The sequence below is a fragment of the Rhizobium jaguaris genome (assembly GCF_003627755.1).
GTDB classification, from domain to species: domain Bacteria; phylum Pseudomonadota; class Alphaproteobacteria; order Rhizobiales; family Rhizobiaceae; genus Rhizobium; species Rhizobium jaguaris.
The window spans coordinates 2,176,748-2,194,000 of the sequence record NZ_CP032694.1; the positions used below are offsets into that span (position 1 = coordinate 2,176,748).

Annotated in this window: 16 protein-coding genes and 1 pseudogene; 5 read left to right on the forward strand and 12 right to left on the reverse strand. The window is 59.5% G+C overall.

Annotation, left to right across the window (positions count from 1 at the left end):
• Positions 1 to 100: 100 nt before the first annotated feature.
• The 3 genes from secG to CCGE525_RS10670 form a co-directional block, all read right to left on the reverse strand.
• Positions 101 to 664 carry a preprotein translocase subunit SecG gene (gene secG, locus CCGE525_RS10660; protein ID WP_120704218.1) on the reverse strand — a complete coding sequence of 188 codons (564 nt, stop codon included), beginning with the start codon at positions 662 to 664 and terminating at the stop codon, positions 101 to 103.
• 115 nt (positions 665 to 779) lie between these two features.
• Positions 780 to 1,550: a triose-phosphate isomerase gene (gene tpiA, locus CCGE525_RS10665; RefSeq protein ID WP_120704219.1), complete on the reverse strand. Its 771-nt coding sequence runs from the start codon at positions 1,548 to 1,550 to the stop codon at positions 780 to 782.
• A 139-nt stretch (positions 1,551 to 1,689) separates the two neighbouring features.
• Positions 1,690 to 2,586 (reverse strand): alpha/beta fold hydrolase domain-containing protein, encoded by an 897-nt coding sequence (locus tag CCGE525_RS10670; protein WP_120704220.1) that lies wholly within the window; start codon positions 2,584 to 2,586, stop codon positions 1,690 to 1,692.
• Positions 2,587 to 2,786: 200 nt separating this feature from the next.
• On the opposite strand from CCGE525_RS10670, the gene parE reads away from it, so the two are divergent.
• From parE to CCGE525_RS10685, 3 genes are all read left to right on the forward strand, one after another.
• Entirely contained in the window at positions 2,787 to 4,850 is a 2,064-nt protein-coding gene (gene parE / locus CCGE525_RS10675; RefSeq protein WP_120704221.1) for a DNA topoisomerase IV subunit B, read from the forward strand.
• A 165-nt stretch (positions 4,851 to 5,015) separates the two neighbouring features.
• Positions 5,016 to 6,149: an esterase-like activity of phytase family protein gene (locus CCGE525_RS10680; protein WP_120704222.1), complete on the forward strand. Its 1,134-nt coding sequence runs from the start codon at positions 5,016 to 5,018 to the stop codon at positions 6,147 to 6,149.
• Between the two features lie 139 nt (positions 6,150 to 6,288).
• Positions 6,289 to 7,467: an AI-2E family transporter gene (locus tag CCGE525_RS10685; RefSeq protein ID WP_120704223.1), complete on the forward strand. Its 1,179-nt coding sequence runs from the start codon at positions 6,289 to 6,291 to the stop codon at positions 7,465 to 7,467.
• Positions 7,468 to 7,570: 103 nt separating this feature from the next.
• On the opposite strand, the gene CCGE525_RS10690 is transcribed toward CCGE525_RS10685, so the two are convergent.
• The 4 genes from CCGE525_RS10690 to CCGE525_RS10705 form a co-directional block, all read right to left on the reverse strand.
• Positions 7,571 to 8,056 carry a GNAT family N-acetyltransferase gene (locus CCGE525_RS10690; protein ID WP_120704224.1) on the reverse strand — a complete coding sequence of 162 codons (486 nt, stop codon included), beginning with the start codon at positions 8,054 to 8,056 and terminating at the stop codon, positions 7,571 to 7,573.
• A gap of 12 nt (positions 8,057 to 8,068) precedes the next feature.
• Positions 8,069 to 9,223, reverse strand: a complete 1,155-nt coding sequence (locus tag CCGE525_RS10695; RefSeq protein WP_120704225.1) for a DUF2336 domain-containing protein — start codon at positions 9,221 to 9,223, stop codon at positions 8,069 to 8,071.
• A gap of 114 nt (positions 9,224 to 9,337) precedes the next feature.
• Entirely contained in the window at positions 9,338 to 9,943 is a 606-nt protein-coding gene (locus tag CCGE525_RS10700) for a flavin reductase family protein (protein WP_120704226.1), read from the reverse strand.
• Entirely contained in the window at positions 9,943 to 10,530 is a 588-nt protein-coding gene (locus tag CCGE525_RS10705; RefSeq protein ID WP_120704227.1) for a nitroreductase family protein, read from the reverse strand. The genes CCGE525_RS10700 and CCGE525_RS10705 overlap by 1 nt, the downstream gene beginning before the upstream one ends.
• Positions 10,531 to 10,640: 110 nt before the next feature.
• Between CCGE525_RS10705 and CCGE525_RS10710 the strand changes: the two genes are divergently transcribed.
• Positions 10,641 to 11,765 carry a hypothetical protein gene (locus CCGE525_RS10710; RefSeq protein WP_120704228.1) on the forward strand — a complete coding sequence of 375 codons (1,125 nt, stop codon included), beginning with the start codon at positions 10,641 to 10,643 and terminating at the stop codon, positions 11,763 to 11,765.
• Positions 11,766 to 11,804: 39 nt separating this feature from the next.
• Here the strand turns inward: CCGE525_RS10710 and CCGE525_RS10715 are convergent.
• From CCGE525_RS10715 to CCGE525_RS10735, 5 genes and pseudogenes are all read right to left on the reverse strand, one after another.
• Positions 11,805 to 12,643, reverse strand: a pseudogene (locus CCGE525_RS10715) (lysophospholipid acyltransferase family protein).
• A 145-nt stretch (positions 12,644 to 12,788) separates the two neighbouring features.
• Complete coding sequence (thrS, locus tag CCGE525_RS10720; protein WP_120704229.1) at positions 12,789 to 14,774, reverse strand: threonine--tRNA ligase; 1,986 nt, start codon at positions 14,772 to 14,774, stop codon at positions 12,789 to 12,791.
• A gap of 123 nt (positions 14,775 to 14,897) precedes the next feature.
• Positions 14,898 to 15,428 (reverse strand): DUF1697 domain-containing protein, encoded by a 531-nt coding sequence (locus CCGE525_RS10725; RefSeq protein WP_120704230.1) that lies wholly within the window; start codon positions 15,426 to 15,428, stop codon positions 14,898 to 14,900.
• A gap of 4 nt (positions 15,429 to 15,432) precedes the next feature.
• A complete protein-coding gene (gene yidD, locus CCGE525_RS10730; RefSeq protein ID WP_120704231.1) occupies positions 15,433 to 15,855 on the reverse strand; it encodes a membrane protein insertion efficiency factor YidD in 423 nt (140 codons plus the stop codon).
• Between the two features lie 15 nt (positions 15,856 to 15,870).
• The gene (locus tag CCGE525_RS10735; protein WP_120704232.1) at positions 15,871 to 16,335 is read right to left on the reverse strand and encodes an iron-sulfur cluster assembly scaffold protein; all 465 of its coding nucleotides are present in this window, start codon (positions 16,333 to 16,335) and stop codon (positions 15,871 to 15,873) included.
• Positions 16,336 to 16,626: 291 nt separating this feature from the next.
• Here CCGE525_RS10735 and folE point away from each other — a divergent pair, with 291 nt between their 5' ends.
• The gene (folE, locus tag CCGE525_RS10740) at positions 16,627 to 17,250 is read left to right on the forward strand and encodes a GTP cyclohydrolase I FolE (RefSeq protein ID WP_120704233.1); all 624 of its coding nucleotides are present in this window, start codon (positions 16,627 to 16,629) and stop codon (positions 17,248 to 17,250) included.
• The last annotated feature ends 3 nt before the right edge of the window (positions 17,251 to 17,253 follow it).

The following is a 17,253-nucleotide window of genomic DNA, read 5'->3' on the forward strand; positions in this document are numbered from 1 at the left end:
AAATTCGTTTCCGGAATTTTGGCTACAGAACGCGGAATATGGACAAAACAAAACCGGCAGATCCGAAGACCTGCCGGAGGATTTTAGTAGCTGACCGGGCTTACTGGCCGGTCGGAACGCCGTTGCCGCCCTGGGCCGGCGTAGTGGTCGACGGCGCGGGCGCCGTCTGCTGACCCGTAGCGGGAGCCGTCTGCTGACCGGTAGCAGCCGGAGCCGGTTGCGTCGTGGTTGCGGCTGGTGCCTGCTGGGTGGTCGTCGGGGCGGGCTGTGGCGTCGTCTGGGATTGCGGAGCAACCACGCCGCTGTTCGGGACGCCGGTATTGTTGGCCGGCTGGGACTGACCGCCTGCCGGTGCAGCGCCCTTCTGGCCGCCAAGCGAATCGAGAATGCCGTTGCCCTGACCCGCAGTGCTCGGAATGCGGTTCAGAATGTCGGTCGGACGTCCCTCGAAGCGCGAGTAAACATTCATACCCAGCGCCAGCGCAAAGAACAGTGCGGCCAGTATAGCCGTGGTGCGGGTCAGCGCATTGGCCGTGCCGCGTGCCGACATGAAGCCCGATCCGCCGCCGATGCCCAGGCCGCCGCCCTCCGAGCGCTGAATCAGCACCACGCCGATAAGGGCGATGACAACCATGAGATAGATGACAAGCAGTACGGTTTGCATAGGTCCAGTCCTGCCCACGGGTGCGGGCATCAAAAAGAAAAGCTCGCGGCTCTTTACATGAGGCTCTCGCCTATTCCAAGTCCTTTTGAGATTGGAATCCGGCCAAGTGAAACCTTCAGGCGAACTGCCGTTCGAATGCGCCATAGATGGCAAGGAAGTCGACGGCTTTCAAGCTGTGGCCGCCAACGAGCAAACCATTGACATTGGAGATGGCAAGCAGCTCGGCCGCATTGTCGCCGTTAACCGAGCCGCCGTACAGAAGACGAATGTTCCGGCCATCTGTGCCGAAGCGTTCGACGAGCTCGTCGCGCATGAAGGCGTGTGCCTCCTCGATATCGGCGCGCGTGGGAATTTGGCCGCTGCCGATCGCCCATACCGGTTCGTAGGCTATAACGGTCGTCTCCGAGGTCGAACTTTCGGGGACCGAGGCACCGAGTTCGCGCTTCAGGACGTCCAGTGTCTGACCGCTGTTGCGCTCGTAGGCCGTTTCACCGATGCAGATGATAGTCGTCAGGCCAAAGGCATGAGCCGCTTCCGCCTTGGCGCGCACCAGCATGTCGCTTTCCGCATGGTTTCTGCGCCGTTCGGAGTGACCGACGATGACATGGGTGCCGAAGCAGTCCGCGATCATCTCGGCGGAAATATCGCCCGTATGCGGGCCGTTGATTTGCTGATGGCAGTCCTGCGCACCGATCGCCAGCGGACTATCGTCGCAGAGTGCCGTTGCGACGTAGAGCAAGCTCGCCGGCGGGCAGAGCAGCGTGTCGATCTTTTCGGATAGTGGCGCCTTCACCCCGTCAGCGATCGCCTTGATCTGGTCGAGGCTGGCCCGTGTGCCATTCATCTTCCAGTTTCCCGCCAGAAGCGGTCGTATTTTTGTTGCCATTCAGCGTTTCCCCCGTCACCTCTCTGCCGCACTAACAAAACTAGAGCGGAAAGAAAAGTTGTCGAAAGAGGCTGGAAGGAGTTCAAATCGTTTGAAAAATCGCTTTTCCGAAAATAATTCGAAATTTTTCCGAAAAGAATCATGACGGCTGTGGATCAATGATCCAATTCAGCACTCGTCGCCAGTCGGTCATACGCACCGGCGTGCCATGATTGCCTGTAGCAAACAGCGTGAACCGCGCCGGGTAATGCGTTTTGTAAAGCTTTTCGAACAGAGCCTCCTGGTTGGTAGCGGCGTAGACCGGATCCTTGCTGCCATGGGTAAACCAGATCGGCAATTTCGCCTTGTAGAAAGCGCTCTGGATGAAATCCGGATCCGTCACCCCGCTTAAAATCGCCATTCCTTTCAGACGTTTGACGCTTTCGGCGTCGCGGGTGATGCCCCAGCAGATGAAGCTACCCATCGAGGCGCAGGTGAGGATGACGGGTCTGCCGCCGGATTGCTCGTAGGAATAGCGGATCAGGGCCGCGATGTCCGCGACGCCGTCGCTATCGAAGCTTTTTACGCTCGGAGCATAGTAGGTGCCGCCATTGTTGTAGGCGAGGTTCTTCAGCCGGTTGAAGTTGCCGCCGAACGTATAGTCGTTCGACCCCAGCCTGCGATCGCCGCCGCGGCCGTGAATGAAGATCACCGTAAAAGCTTGCTTGGATGCCGGGCCGATGCGGGTGACGTCAAGCTTGCGGTCGCCGAGCGGCAAGGTCTCGTCCTGTTGCGCTTGCCAGCGCACGCCGGTTGCGACATAGGCCGGCTTGACGCGCCGTTCCGGCACCTCGTCGCGGCCGTTGATGTCGCGCATTTCCTGATAGTCGATCGTCTGGAAAGCACCATTGTCATGGCTTTCGAGGACCGTTTGATTGGAAAACAGATCGTCCTTGAAAGGCTTCAGGACCTCGGCGGCGGCACCCGTCGCGACCGCCAATGGCAAAAACGCCGCAATTGCGGCTAAAATCGACAAATGAGCTGTGGACATTCGCATGCGGACACTTCCCTCGATAGGCCCACGGGCTTGCCATTCGCAGCCCGGCAACGCAAATCTTTTTTCCGAATTTGCCCCGTCGCTGGGGCGCCGTCGCGCTCGCGCGCCGTTTCTGGCAGAATCACGATGATTCGCGAAACTGACGGCAAATGCGGTGATTTTGGGGTATGACCCCGTCAAGGACAAATCTGAACAGCTCCATGGATAACAGCAACGATCTTTTTTCCGGACTGCCCCTTTCGCCGAAACCGGAAGCGGCCGACAAGCCGGTCGTCAAGGCTGAAACGCCTGCGGCAACCCCTGCTCCACGCGCCGCGCCGACAACTTCGCCCGCCGAAGAATACGGCGCGAATTCGATCCGCGTCCTCGAAGGACTGGAGCCGGTGCGCATGCGCCCCGGCATGTATATTGGCGGTACGGACGAGAAGGCGTTGCATCATCTCTTCGCCGAAGTCATCGACAATTCCATGGACGAGGCCGTCGCCGGCCATGCCGATTTCATCGAAGTGTATCTCGACCAGAGGGGCTATCTGACCGTCACCGACAACGGCCGCGGCATTCCGGTTGAAAACCATCCGCAGGTGCCGGGCAAATCGACGCTCGAAGTCATCATGACCAAGCTGCATGCCGGCGGCAAATTCGACGGCAAGGCCTACGAGACCTCGGGCGGCTTGCACGGCGTCGGCGTCTCCGTCGTCAATGCACTGTCTGATGATCTCGAAGTCGAGGTAGCGCGCAATCGCAAGCTCTATCGCCAGCGCTTTTCGCGCGGTCTGCCGCAAGGCGGTCTGGAGGAGCTCGGCGATGTCCATAACCGCCGCGGCACCCGCGTCCGTTTTCACCCCGATCCGCAGATATTCGGCGAGCATGCTAAGTTCGATCCGGCCCGCGTTTTCCGTATGGCGCGCTCTAAGGCCTACCTTTTCGGCGGCGTCGAAATCCGCTGGAGCTGCGATCCCGAATTGGTACCGGCGGGCGGCGATGTTCCCGAAAAGGCTGTCTTCCATTTCCCAGGCGGCCTGAAGGATTATCTCAAGGCGACGATGGGCAATGAGTTCACCGTCACGCGCGAGATTTTCGCCGGCAAGTCGGAGAAGGCAAGCGGCCATGGCTCATTGGAATGGGCGATCACCTGGTACGGCGGCGATCCGCAGATCCATTCCTATTGCAACACCATCCCAACCCCCGAAGGCGGTACGCACGAGGCGGGCCTGCGCATCGCGCTGACGAAGGGTCTGAAAAACTATGCCGAGATGACGCAGAACAAGCGTGCGGCCGGCATCACCACCGACGATGTGATGATTTCCGGCGTCGGCATGCTTTCCATCTTCATCCGCGAGCCGGAATTCGTCGGGCAGACCAAGGACAGGCTGGCGACCGTCGAGGCGCAGCGCATCGTCGAAAACGCGCTTCGCGATCCCTTCGATCACTATCTCACCGACAATCCGGCCGAGGCCGAAAAGCTGCTCGAATGGGTGATCGAGCGCTCCGAGGAGCGCCTGCGCCGTCGCAAGGAAAAAGAGGTCAATCGCAAGACGGCAGTGCGCAAGCTGCGCCTGCCGGGCAAACTCGCCGATTGCTCGCAAAATACCGCCGAAGGCGCCGAACTCTTCTTGGTGGAAGGTGATTCGGCCGGTGGCTCTGCCAAGCAGGCACGCAACCGCACCAACCAGGCAATCCTGCCACTGCGCGGCAAGATCCTCAACGTCGCCAGCGCCGGCCGCGAAAAACTGTCTGCCAACCAGCAGATCGCCGATCTTGTCCAGGCGCTCGGTTGCGGCACGCGCTCGAAATATCGCGAAGAGGATCTTCGCTATCAGCGCATCGTCGTCATGACAGATGCCGACGTCGACGGCGCCCATATCGCCTCGCTGCTGATCACGTTCTTCTATCAGGAAATGCCTGAGCTGATCCGCGGCGGCCATCTCTTTCTGGCCGTGCCACCGCTCTACAAGATCACTCAGGGGTCGAAATCCATCTATGCCCGCGACGACGCCCATCGGCTGGAGCTGATGGAGAGCGAGTTCAAGGGAAAAGGCAAGATCGAGATCAGTCGTTTCAAGGGCCTTGGCGAAATGCTTCCCGCCCAGCTCAAGGAAACGACAATGGACCCGTCGAAACGCACGCTGTTGCGCGTCGAGATCGACGAGGTGGATTTCGAAGGCACGCGTGAAGCCGTTGATAATCTCATGGGCACCAAGGCCGACGCCCGTTTCCGCTTCATTCAGGAACGCGCGGCATTTGCGGAGAATCTGGATATCTGACAGCCAGGGTTCTCGATCACGCGACAACGACTTCGCGATATTTTTATCGAATTGGCCGACATCCGTAACGATAGCGTCACGGGCGGATGCATAGATGCGGCATCTCTGCGAACCCGCCAACTCGTGACCCCGCCAACTCGTTAACCCGGATGTGACGATATCGCCATGTTGAAGCCCTTTTTGATGACTGCCGCCGCTGCTCTTCTTGTCGGCTCAGCCGCCCGCGCCACGGATATCGGTAGGGTGATTGACGTTCCCTGCCCCTTCGGCGATTGCGATGCTGGTATCAGCCTCTCCTATCTCGGCGAATACGACATTCCGACAGGTTTCATGGAAAACGGTGTTGAAGTCGGAGGCCTCTCCGGCATCGACTTCGATCCTTCGACCGGCCACTACATCTCCATCAGCGACGACCGCTCCGAAAAAGCGCCGGCGCGCTTCTACGATCTCGACATCGATGTCAGCGCGGCCGGCCTCAAGGGCGTGACGGTTCTCGATCACGTGACCCTGAAAGACAAAAATGGCGAGCCTTTCGCCATTCGCACGGTTGATTCGGAGTCGATCCGCATTGGCAAGGACGGCATCTATTGGAGCAGCGAAGGCGACGGCAAGGCGCTTCTGCCGCCTTTCGTCCGCGTCACCAATCGTGATGGCAGCTTCGTGCGCGAACTGCCGCTGCCCGCGGGCTTTGCGCCGACCGCCGACAAGAGCACGGGCATCCGCGACAACCTTGCTTTCGAGAACCTGACCTTCCTTTCGGGTGGCGACCTTCTCGTCGGTATGGAATCCGCGCTCTATCAGGACGGACCGATGACGACGCTGACCAATGGTGCGCTCGCCCGCCTCATCCGCTATGACGCGGCCACGGGCGAACAGAAGGCGCAATATGTCTATCCGGTCTCGCCGATCCCGCAAGCGGCCGCCAAGGCCGGCGGCTGGAGTGATTTCGGCATGTCGGAGATCGTTGCATTGGACGACCGGCACGCGTTGTCGATCGAACGCGGCTATGGGCAGGATGTCGGTAACTCGGTCGTCATCAACATGTTCGATCTCGACGGCGCGACGGACGTTTCGAACATTCCTTCCCTGGCCAAGACTGATCAGCGCATCGTGCCGGTGCGCAAGACCCAGGTGATGGATCTGCGCGCTCTCGGCCTTAGGCCCGACAACATTGAGGGTGTCACCTTCGGCAAGGCGAAGGATGGCACGGATGTGCTGATCTTCGTTGCCGACAACAATTTCAATCCGACGCAGAAGACGCAGTTTTTTGCCTTCAAGGTGATCCGCCGGCCGCAATGATCAGCGGACTATTCTCGCATCGGTAGTCGTCCGGCTGTCACGGCAACGGATTATATAGGCTTTCAGGTGGTGGCCCTTGAAACAGCCTAGATCATACCCCATAACCGGTTGATCTAATAAAAAGAGTGAAGCAAGTCCGGTGGGTGTATTCGAACGTCATAAGCCAAGGGAACCGCGGTGGCTGGGGCCGAGCGCACCCGCGCGCATGGCCCTTATTCCGTCGATTTCGGCGGCGCGTTGGCTGCTGATCCTGATTGCGGCCGCCGGCATCTATTTCTTCTACGGTTTCCTTATTCCGGTGCTGGCCGCCGCGGTGATCGGCTTCGCCACCTGGCCGCTTTATAGCGACCTCGTGCGCCGCACCAACGGCAATACGACACTTGCAGCAACCATTGCCATCGCCTTCATCGTCACCTTCTTAGTGCTGCCGATCGTGCTTTCGGCCATCTATATGGTGGGCGAGGTGCGCGAATGGTTTGCCTGGGCTGTGCACGTCAACCGCGACGGAGCTCCGCCGCCGGAATGGATTCTGGCGCTGCCCATCGTCGGCTCGTGGCTTGGCGATCAATGGACTCAATATGTCGGCAGTCCCGGTTCCATTGGAGAATTGGCACAGCTCGTCAGCGGCGCTCATATCGGCAATATTTACCGGGCCGTACTTGCTGCTGGCGGCGGTGCCTTCCATGTCGTGCTGACTTTGCTGTTCATGCTGATCGCCCTGTTCTTCATATACCGTGACGGAGCGAATTTCGTCCGTCAGGTCGATCTCCTGGGTGAACGCATCCTGCCGAACCGCTGGGAGCGCATCTCCCGCGTGATCCCGGCAACGATCAGCTCCACGGTCATGGGCATGACACTGATCGCTATCGGCGAAGGCGTCGTGCTAGGCGTCGCCTACTGGATCGCGGGCGCGCCTTCGGCGGTCACCCTCGGCGTCCTAACCGGGGTTATGGCGCTGGTGCCCGGCGGCGCACCGCTCTCCATGTCGCTGGTTTCCATCTATCTGATTGCCAGCGGCTCGCATTGGGCCGGTATCGGGCTGTTCATTTGGGGCACCGTCGAACTTTTCGTCGTCGACAAGACGCTGCGGCCGAAGCTCGTTGGCGGCCCGATCAAGCTGCCCTTCCTGCCGACCTTTTTCGGCCTCGTCGGCGGCGTAAAGACCATGGGCTTCCTCGGCCTGTTCATCGGCCCAGTGCTCATGGCCATCATCGTCGCCATCTGGCGTGAATGGATCCGCGAAGCGGAATTGAGCGAGGAGCAGCACGCTCAGGAGCCGGAGCTGCAATTGCGTATCCGGGATGGTTCGGACGGCTGACTGGAGTATCCGTTTTGATCAGGCAGCTTTCGGTGACCTGCTTCAGCATGCCCGCGCATTTACTTGAACGCACAAAGACCGGTCCGCTCTTTTGAACCTGCGCTCAGCTCCGCGGAAGCGCCTTTTCCATGAACAGGCTGAGTGGATCAGGCTCGTAGCTGCCGAACGGTTCGATCTCTGTGTAGCCGGCCTTGCGATAGAGGCCGATTGCTTCCGGCTGATATATGCCCGTTTCGAGCCGTAGCGCCGTCAGGTTTCTTTCCGTCGCCGTGTCCTCCAGCGCTTCCATCAGCATCTGTGCGACCTTGCGCCCCCTAGCCAGCGGGTCGACAAACATGCGTTTGATCTCCGCGGTGCCATCACCCGCCTCGACCAGCGCGCAGCAGCCAATTATATCGCCATCGAGCCGTGCGACCCAGAAGGTCACTTCCGGCCTCTCCAGTGACTCGAGATCAAGCATGTGATTGCTTTCCGGCGGATAGAGCGATTGTGCATAAGCACTCGACATATCCAGGAGACGGATAACACCCTCTTGGCGCGGTGATTCAACAGTGATGGTCAGCGGCAAGGTAAATCCTAAAAGACACATCGCTAATTAATATCACGCTGCGGCAAGAGCCGCCAGCGCCGCGAATGTACGCGCAGTCCGCCGTCGCTCGGCATTGGCGAGCTTCTCCACCATATCGAGCAATTGAATTGCCGCGGCAGGAGATTGTTCGGCGAGGTGGAATTTACGCATCAGCCGGGCCGAAACATTTTCCAGCATAGTGCTACCGTGCGTGCGCGACGCCTCACGCCAGATCAATGTCGCCTCGACAAAGACGGTGCTGATGTCGCGCGGCAAGCCCGCAGACTCATAAAGCGCACGGACGGCAAAGACGCGGCCGGTGGAAAGGATGGAGCGGACGCGCCCCTCGTCGCAGGTGGAAAGGCTGGTAATCGCGCCGGCGAAGAAATCCACTTTGCCGGAACAAAGCGCATGCATGAGGAAAGCGGGCGTCAACCAGCCAACCTCCCGCAGGTGCTCGACCAGATCGGGAATATCCTCGTGCTGTACTGTCCCGGCCATGGAAACCGTGGCTGCCTGGCTGGCCTCGCGACTTACATGTTGCAATCTGGCTGCGCCGATCGTGGCCTGGACCAGATTTGAACCCGCCAATGCCTCGCTGACATGCCGCATCAGCAGGTGGCGAACATCCGAAGGCAAAGCGTCGCGGTCAAGAAGCAGGCCGCGGATCTCTGCATTGTCGCCAAAGCGCTCGGCAATCCGTTTTAACGAGGCGCGCGACAACGAGGCGCCATCGTTTTCTAGCAAGCAAAGGGTTTCGGTTTCGCCGCCGATTTCGGCAAGTGCAGCAGAAACCGACCGTGACACTCGCCCGCGCGAGGCGACCAGGACACGCGTCACATTGCTGCCACGTACCACAAGATCGACAAGATCGGCATCGGTGAACACCGGTGAAAATAGAATGATCAATCCGGCGATCTCCGGCTGGTCTTCCGCCAGAGACAGGATGACGTTGCGCGGAGCATCCGGAGAACGCGCCACGGCTTCGGCAAGTGCCAAGCGCACGCGCGGCGACGGATCGTCGAGCATATAGGTCATCGCCATCTCGGCGGCGGCACGCTCTTCCCGTGGCATTTCCGATTGAAGATAAGCGCGACCAAGGGCATTGGCCGCCCTCGCCCTGCTCTCTGCCTTGGCGGTCTCGGCCCAACGGAGAAATGCTTCTATGATCACGTAACGCCCCGATATCGGCGGGACGATTCCCGACCCGCAAACTCACATCAGATACGTTAATGATGAAAGGTTTACGGGTCGTTTACCTTATTTATTAACCACTAATGCGCGAGCGAGACGGCGCCGATATCATGGCGTCCTCGGACGCAGCAGTTCGAAGACATTGCTGCCCTCGCTGTAATCCATATAGCCCATGCGTGCGACGGGCCGTGCGAGCGCCATGTCGAGCCGGCCATCCCGGATGATCGTTTCATCGATATGGATGCCCACAACCTGGCCAAAGACCATGATATTTTCCGATGGCTCACCGCTGAGACCCTTGGGCCGCATGACCTCCGTCACCAGGCATTCAAGTACAGCGAAGGCTTCGGCGACATAGGGAGCGTCGACCAGTCGACCGGGTTTCGCGGTCAGTCCGGCCAGCGAGAACTCGTCGGTACCATAGGGTACGGCGGTCGACGAATGATTCATCTTTTCGAGGAGGTTGCGGCTGACGAGATTGGCGGTAAAGACATTGGTTTCTTCGACATTGCGAACGCTGTCCTTACGGCCCATCGACGAAAACATCACCAGCTTCGGCCGGTCGCTGACCGCGTTGAAGAAGGAGTAGGGCGAAAGATTCAGCGAGCCGTCCCTGCCCTTGCTGCCGATCCAGCCGATTGGCCGTGGCGCAACGATGGCCTTGAAGGGATCATAGGCCAAGCCGTGCTGATTGGTATCTGTCGTGTAGAACATCACGTGTCCTCTCCGCCGATCCAGGTCACGGTCTCAGTCAGTTCCGGTCGCGGGCGTTCCGTCGACGGGAAGGTCGAAGAGCCGATATGGATGAAGCCGGCGACCTTTTCGCCTGGTTGGACGCCAAGCAGCGGATAGGCACGCTCGTCGTAAGCGAACCATTCGGTCAGCCAGTTCGATACCCAGCCATGCGCATTGGCCGAGATCAGCAGGTTGAGGCAGAGCGCACCGGCTGACATCAACTGTTCCCATTCCGGAATCTTGAAATGCGGTCCCGCCTTGCTGACGACCGCGATGACGACCGGAGCGCGGGTGAAACGCGTGCGCTCGACCTGGATCATCTCTTCGGACAAGTCCGGCTTGGTTTCCAGCGCCAGCTTCAATAGTTCCTCGCCGATCCGCGCCCGCTCCTCGCCGCGATAGACGATAAAGCGCCAGGGGGCCAGCTTGCCGTGATCCGGGACGCGCGAAGCGAGCCGCAGGATATCTTCGATTTCGGCCTTATCTGGGCCGGGTTCGGTCATTTGAAAAGCAGGAATGGATCGGCGAACCGCCAGATAATCGACCAGCTTGATATCGGTTTTCATGGAATGATTGCTTTCATTTTCATGCGCGGGAGAACGTGGGTCTTGAATTTGCCACGGCATTGGTCTTGAAGTGGCCTGTGTTTTACCGGAAGTCAATCGGGTGGGAACTCATGTCAGGCATTTCATCCGCGCGCCTTTTGGTCACGGGTTTCGCGATCTTCGCGAGCCTGAGCACCGTTGCCTCGGCGGAAGATGCCTTCAAGGAGTTCAAGCAGCTCGACGGCAGCGTGAAGATGCCGAAGCTCAACGCCTTCATAGCACCAGGCAGTGAAAATTCTTCCGCCCGAACACTGCGCGACGTCTCGCTTGAGGCCAAGCTGGCACCGGACACCGGCCCGCAGTTGCAGGGCCTTTCCTGGTACGTCTTCAGTCCTTTCGCTGGCGCTGACGGCAAGCTGCCGCTCGTCGCAAGCTCGAAAGGCGGCTCGGCGTCCTTTCATCTCATGCCCGGCGATTATTTCGTCAACGTCTCCTTCGGTCGCGCCGGCGTCACCAAGAAGTTGACCGTGCCTGAAAGCGGGGTGCTGCAGAAGCAGACCATGGTGCTCGACGCCGGCGGCATGGTGCTGAACGCCGTCTCCGGTTCCGACGTTCGCATCCCATCGGACGAATTGAGCTTTTCGATCTATTCCAGCGATGCGAAGGAAGACGGTGAGCGCGGCCTCGTCATGTCCGACGTCAAACCGAACACCCTGGTGGGCCTCAGCGCCGGCACCTATCACGTCGTCTCCGAATATGGTGCCGTCAACGCCGTCATCCGTGCCGATATCCAGGTGGAAGCGGGCAAGGTGACCGAAGCCACGATCCAGCACAGAGCGGCGAAGATCACCTTCAAGCTGGTGTCGGACAAAGGCGGCGAGGCTATAGCCGATACGGCCTGGTCGATCCTGACCTCCGCCGGCGATATCGTCGGAGAAAGCCTCAGCGCCTTCCCGACCATGGTGCTTGCAGAAGGCCAATACACGGCCGTTGCCCGCAACAAGGACAAGATTTACCAACGCGACTTCACCGTCGCGGCGGGCACGAACACCGATGTTGAAGTTCTGATGAAGGAACAGCAGCCGCAGGATGCCAACGATCAGCGGCCAGCCCAACAGATTCCCGTTCTGCCGCCGGAAGTACAGCGGAACCAAGTGCCGCAGACGCAGCAGCCCGCTTCGAGCCAGCAGCGTCCATTGCCGACTTACGAGCAATTGGCACCGGCCGGCGGGGAAGATGGCGACAGCATGGATTGACGCTGCCGCAAGCGCCGACTCATATCATTCAGCGTGGGGCTAGCTGGCTCTTTTTCGCAGCGCCCGCTTCGGCGGCGCCATGGAAAATACGGCGCTGTAGAGCTTGGATAAGAGATCCTTGCGGTCGTTGCCTTCGCTGAGCGCTTCCCAGCTCATCAGCCCGCCGATATGCGCGGTGATGGTGCTGCCGGACAGACGGCGGAATTCTCGGATCAAAAGGGATAACCGCAAGGTCAGCGACACGCGGCTGGCGAGATGGAACAGCCGGCCGTTCTGTCCCTCGAAATAGACCGGAATGACGCTGGCGCGTGCTGCCTGGATGAGCTTGGCGGGAAAGATTTTCCAGGGCAGATCCTCGGCGCGTCCGAAGCCCTTCTTGGCGGTTGCGACGCCGCCGGCCGGAAAGACGATGATCGTCGTACCTTCTTTCAGCAACCGAACCGCCTCGTGGCGCGTCTTCATGTTCATCGCCATCGCCTCCTTGGTCTCCTCAAAAGAGACAGGCAGCGAATAATCGGCCATCTCAGGCACTTTCAGCAATTCGTTGGGATCAGCACCTTGAAGGGTCTGCCGAGCTGCTCGGCAAGCGCCAGGATTGCGATGCCATCACCAATGCCGAAGGGATGGTTGGCGACGATGACGATCGGCGCATCGGGAATCTCGCGCGGCGGCCACTCGCCCTTGGCAACCAAGCGCACATCGATGAGATCGAGCATCTTGCCGAAGACACGCTCGCTCTTGCCGACAATATCGCTGCGCCAGATGTCGTAGAGCCGGGCATAGCGATCGCGGCCGGACAGGCCCTCGATGGAGCGGATGAACCAGCGCTTGATGCGCGTATCCCGTTCATTGGCGTAGGATAGTTCTTTGAAATCCAAATCCGCGACGGGCTTCCCCGCTCCTTAAATCTCATAGGGCCGCATGTCAGGCAGGGCACGCAACACTCTGATTCAGTGTATATATTAAAGTTTAATGTCAGTTATCTGACGGCTCTATGAAGGTGCCGTCAGACAACTTCTGATGTCAAGCGGCTTTGGCCCGCTTGGCTTCGCGCTTGCGCAGGATGTCCGGCGGCGTAGCTTCGAGCGAAAGCGAAGCGATGGCTTCATCGAGCGCCATTGCCGTCTGCGCCTGGCTGCCGAGGCGGCGGATGTTAACCGAGCGCTCCTCGGCTTCCTTCTTGCCGCAGACGATGATGACCGGAACCTTCGTCACCGAATGCTCGCGGATCTTGTAGTTGATCTTTTCGTTGCGGAAATCGGTTTCGACATTGAGCCCGGCCTCGCGCAGCGCTTCCGCTACTTCGTTGCCGTAGTCATCCGCTTCCGAAGTGATGGTTGCGATGACCACCTGCTGCGGCGAGACCCAGAGCGGCATATGGCCCGCAAAGTTTTCGATCAGGATGCCGAGGAAGCGTTCCATCGAGCCGCAGATGGCACGGTGGATCATGACCGGCTGCGTCTTTTCGGAATGCTGGTCGATATAGAAGGCGCCGAAGCGTTCCGGCAGGTTGAAGTCGACCTGCGTCGTGCCGCATTGCCATTCACGGCCGATGGCATCCTTCAGCGTATATTCGAACTTCGGCCCGTAGAACGCGCCCTCGCCCGGCAGAATGCCGGTCTTGATGTTGTTCGATTGCTGCTTGATCGTATCCAGCACATTCATCATCACGCTTTCGGCGCGATCCCATAGATCGTCGGAGCCGACACGCTTGTCCGGACGAGTGGAAAGCTTGATCGTGATCTCATCGAACCCGAAATCCTTATAGACCGACAGGATCAGATCATTGATCTTTAGGCATTCGGCAGCCATCTGCTCGTCGGTACAGAAGATATGCGCATCGTCCTGTATGAAGCCGCGCACGCGCATCAGTCCATGCAGCGCGCCCGAGGGCTCGTAGCGATGCACGGCTCCGAATTCCGCAAGCCGGATAGGTAGTTCGCGGTAGGACTTCAAGCCATGCTTGAAGATCTGAATGTGGCCAGGGCAATTCATAGGCTTCAGCGCGAAGACGCGATCGTCGTCGGTCTCGTCGCCGGCGACAGTGACCTTGAACATGTTGTCGCGATACCAGCCCCAGTGACCGGAGGTTTCCCAAAGGGACTTGTCGAGCACCTGCGGCGCGTTGACTTCCTGATAGTCGTCAGCAAGCCGCCGGCGCATGTAGGACACCAGCGTCTGGAACATCCGCCAGCCCTTGCCGTGCCAGAAGACGACGCCTGGACCCTCTTCCTGGAAATGGAACAGGTCCATTTCGCGGCCGAGACGACGGTGATCGCGCTTCTCGGCCTCGGCGAGAATGTGCAGATAATTGTCGAGATCGGCCTGCTCGGCAAAAGCCGTGCCATAGATGCGGGTCAGCATCGGATTGTTGCTGTCGCCGCGCCAATAAGCACCGGCCACCTTCATCAGCTTGAAGGCCGAACCGATCTGGCCGGTGGAGGCCATGTGCGGCCCGCGGCAAAGGTCGAACCAATCGCCCTGATAATAGATCTTCAGGTCCTGCCCTTCCGGAATGGCATCGACAAGTTCGACCTTGTAGCGCTCACCCTTGGACGCGAAAACTTCCTTTGCCTTCTCGCGCGACCAGATCTGCTTGGTGAACGGCGCATTGCGCTGAATGATCTCGCGCATCTTCTTCTCAATGACCGGAAGGTCGTCGGGCGTGAAGGGCTCGTTCTTGGCGAAGTCGTAATAGAAGCCGTTTTCGATGACCGGGCCGATGGTCACCTGCGTGCCGGGCCACAGTTCCTGCACCGCTTCCGCCATGACGTGCGCCGCATCATGCCGGATGAGTTCCAGCGCGCGGTCGTCGTTGCGGGTGATGATCTCGATCTTGCCTTCGGTAACCGGGTCGGAGAGGTCGCGCACGGTGCCGTCGATCGCAACGGCGACGGCTTTCTTGGCAAGCGATTTGGAAATGGATTCGGCGACATCCCGGCCGGTTGCGCCGGCATCGTAGCTGCGCACGGAACCATCGGGAAATGTCAGGGAAACGGCTTGGGACATCGAAATTCTCCTTGTCCAGTCCCGCCAACGAATGCGGGTGGTTTAATGGAAGCGGTCAATCAGTGTTTTTGAACGCGGTCGCCTGATAGCGATATTTGGCGATTTAGTAAAGGAGAAGCGGCTTTAACGCCCGATCATCTCGGCCAATCCGCGCACCGTGTTCCAGTTTCGCAACGTGCCGACGCCGAGGCGTTTGGTGGTGAGCGCGGACAGCAGACGCGTTTCGCTCGCTTTCCCGCCGAAATCGATCCATAAGTCGCCGTCGATCACGGCCAAGCGCTCCGGGCCATTCCTGTGCTTCTCGAGCGTGTCTATCACCGACGGTGCCAGCGGCTGGCGCATGACGCGAACGATGACCTCGCTGCCCTCGCCGCCATCGAACGGATTGCCGGCGGCAAGCTTGCGCCAGGTCGCTGCATCGCGGACGATGATATCGACAGGCCTGCCAAAGGTTTGTGCGAAGCCAGCTTCAAGCCGAGTTTCGATCTCCGCTATTGGTTGTTCGTCGGCCTCGAAGACGAGATTGCCGGTCGCGACCAGCGTTTTAACACTGGAAAATCCGAGGCCTTCCGCCATCTCCCGCAACGTGCTCATGACGACGCGGCGCCCACTACCGAGGACGATGCTGTGCAGAAGCGCCACGTAGACTGCCATGCGATCAGGCAGCCTTTTGCCCTAGGCGGAAATAGCGCCATGGTGTCCACCAATGGTAGCGGTTTTCCAGCACTTCCGGTGCGGGATCAAGCCCGCTGGTACCGCCTGGCCCGCATCGCGCCACCCGGAACAGCGTCATCCAGCCGCCAGCCCACAGGCCATGACGGGCGATCGATTCGTAGCCGTATTCCGAGCAGGTAGGGATGTGACGGCAGGAATTGCCGATGAAGCCGGAAAGCGTCAGTTGGTAGAGGCGGATGAGGCCCATACCGAGCAGCCTGTCGGGCGTCTTGCGGAAGGGGCCGGAATAATTGCGCGATTTGACCGCCTTGTCGGCGGAAGGTGATCCACCGCGCTGCACATGTCTTGGAGGGGCAGCACCGCCCTCGTCTCCATCGTCGTCCTGCATCAGACAGAATTGGCACATAGATCAGCGCCTCGCTCAGACGGCTTCGGCGGTCTTGGTGCTTTCGCCCTCGCGCGCCGCTTCGATCTGTCCAACTGCGTCAACGACGGCGTCGAAGGTCAGCATCGTCGAGGCATGGCGCGCCTTGTAATCTCGAACGGGCTTCAAATAACGCATGTCTTCGAAGCGTCCATCAGGTCCCTCGCCGTCCGCCTTCAGCATCGCAAGCATATCTTCGCGTGCCTTGCGCAGTTCGGCTGCGGTGGCACCGACCACATGGCGGGCCATGATAGAGGACGAGGCCTGCCCGAGGGCACAGGCCTTGACGTCGTGGGCAAAATCGGTAACGACATCGCCGTCCATTTTCAGCCAGATCTTGACGCGGGAGCCGCAGAGTCTGGAATGGGCCTGGGCGCTTGCATCGGCGTCGGAAAGGCTGCCGATTCGTTCGATGTTGCCGGCGAATTCCAGGATCTTGCTGTTGTAGATGTCGTCCATCATCGATCTTGCTCCCACGTACCCGTTCAGTGTTTCATAACAAAAAACACAGCGTGTCGCGTTAGGACACTTTCACAGGAACAATGCCATACTATATGTATGTCGTTCGAAGGCCACGAAATTGCAATGGTCTTCTGTAAGTTTGATGGGAAACCGTGCAGGACGGCAGGCTTGTCCGCCAGCCAGAACGCCCCGGAGCCCGCCAAAGGTACATAGTTCCCCATGTTTCAGGGGAATGCCAGTGGCGAGTCCGACAAAATGAGATCCGCGTTGCGGATCAGGAGACCACAGGTAATGGACGCCATTGTAAAGAACTTTCCGCAGGCACTTGAATCCAATCCGGAATTGGACCGTCCGTCCCAAAAGGAAGCCGAAGACGCCGTTCGCGTTCTGCTTCGTTGGGCAGGCGACGATCCGCAGCGCGAAGGCCTGCTCGATACGCCGACACGCGTCGTCAAGGCGTACCGCGAGCTCTTCGCCGGCTACGATATGAACCCCGAGGATGTGCTCGGCCGCACCTTCGAAGAGGTTTCGGGCTACGATGACATGGTCCTCGTGCGCGACATTCCGTTCTTCTCGCATTGCGAACACCATATGGTGCCGATCATCGGCAAGGCGCACGTCGCCTATCTTCCGAGCGGCCGCGTTCTCGGCCTGTCGAAGATTGCCCGTGTCGTTGAAATCTTTGGCCGCCGCCTGCAAACACAGGAGGCGATGACCGCCCAGATCGCCAACGCCATCGACGAAACGCTGCGCCCACGCGGCGTCGCCGTCATGCTCGAAGCAGAGCATATGTGCATGGCGATGCGCGGTGTGCAGAAGCAAGGCTCGTCGACGTTGACGACGACTTTCACCGGTGCCTTCAAGGCCGATCCGGCCGAGCAGGTCCGTTTCATGACGATGGTCCGGAGCCGCTAATAA

Bases quoted from the DNA above. Each gene is read 5' to 3' on its own strand.
- secG (WP_120704218.1), bottom strand. From the start codon at position 664: ATGCAAACCGTACTGCTTGTCATCTATCTCATGGTTGTCATCGCCCTT.
- tpiA (WP_120704219.1), bottom strand. From the start codon at position 1,550: ATGGCAACAAAAATACGACCGCTTCTGGCGGGAAACTGGAAGATGAAT.
- CCGE525_RS10670 (WP_120704220.1), bottom strand. From the start codon at position 2,586: ATGCGAATGTCCACAGCTCATTTGTCGATTTTAGCCGCAATTGCGGCG.
- parE (WP_120704221.1), top strand. From the start codon at position 2,787: ATGGATAACAGCAACGATCTTTTTTCCGGACTGCCCCTTTCGCCGAAA.
- CCGE525_RS10680 (WP_120704222.1), top strand. From the start codon at position 5,016: ATGTTGAAGCCCTTTTTGATGACTGCCGCCGCTGCTCTTCTTGTCGGC.
- CCGE525_RS10690 (WP_120704224.1), bottom strand. From the start codon at position 8,056: ATGTGTCTTTTAGGATTTACCTTGCCGCTGACCATCACTGTTGAATCA.
- CCGE525_RS10700 (WP_120704226.1), bottom strand. From the start codon at position 9,943: ATGTTCTACACGACAGATACCAATCAGCACGGCTTGGCCTATGATCCC.
- CCGE525_RS10705 (WP_120704227.1), bottom strand. From the start codon at position 10,530: ATGAAAACCGATATCAAGCTGGTCGATTATCTGGCGGTTCGCCGATCC.
- CCGE525_RS10710 (WP_120704228.1), top strand. From the start codon at position 10,641: ATGTCAGGCATTTCATCCGCGCGCCTTTTGGTCACGGGTTTCGCGATC.
- thrS (WP_120704229.1), bottom strand. From the start codon at position 14,774: ATGTCCCAAGCCGTTTCCCTGACATTTCCCGATGGTTCCGTGCGCAGC.
- CCGE525_RS10725 (WP_120704230.1), bottom strand. From the start codon at position 15,428: ATGGCAGTCTACGTGGCGCTTCTGCACAGCATCGTCCTCGGTAGTGGG.
- yidD (WP_120704231.1), bottom strand. From the start codon at position 15,855: ATGTGCCAATTCTGTCTGATGCAGGACGACGATGGAGACGAGGGCGGT.
- CCGE525_RS10735 (WP_120704232.1), bottom strand. From the start codon at position 16,335: ATGATGGACGACATCTACAACAGCAAGATCCTGGAATTCGCCGGCAAC.
- folE (WP_120704233.1), top strand. From the start codon at position 16,627: ATGGACGCCATTGTAAAGAACTTTCCGCAGGCACTTGAATCCAATCCG.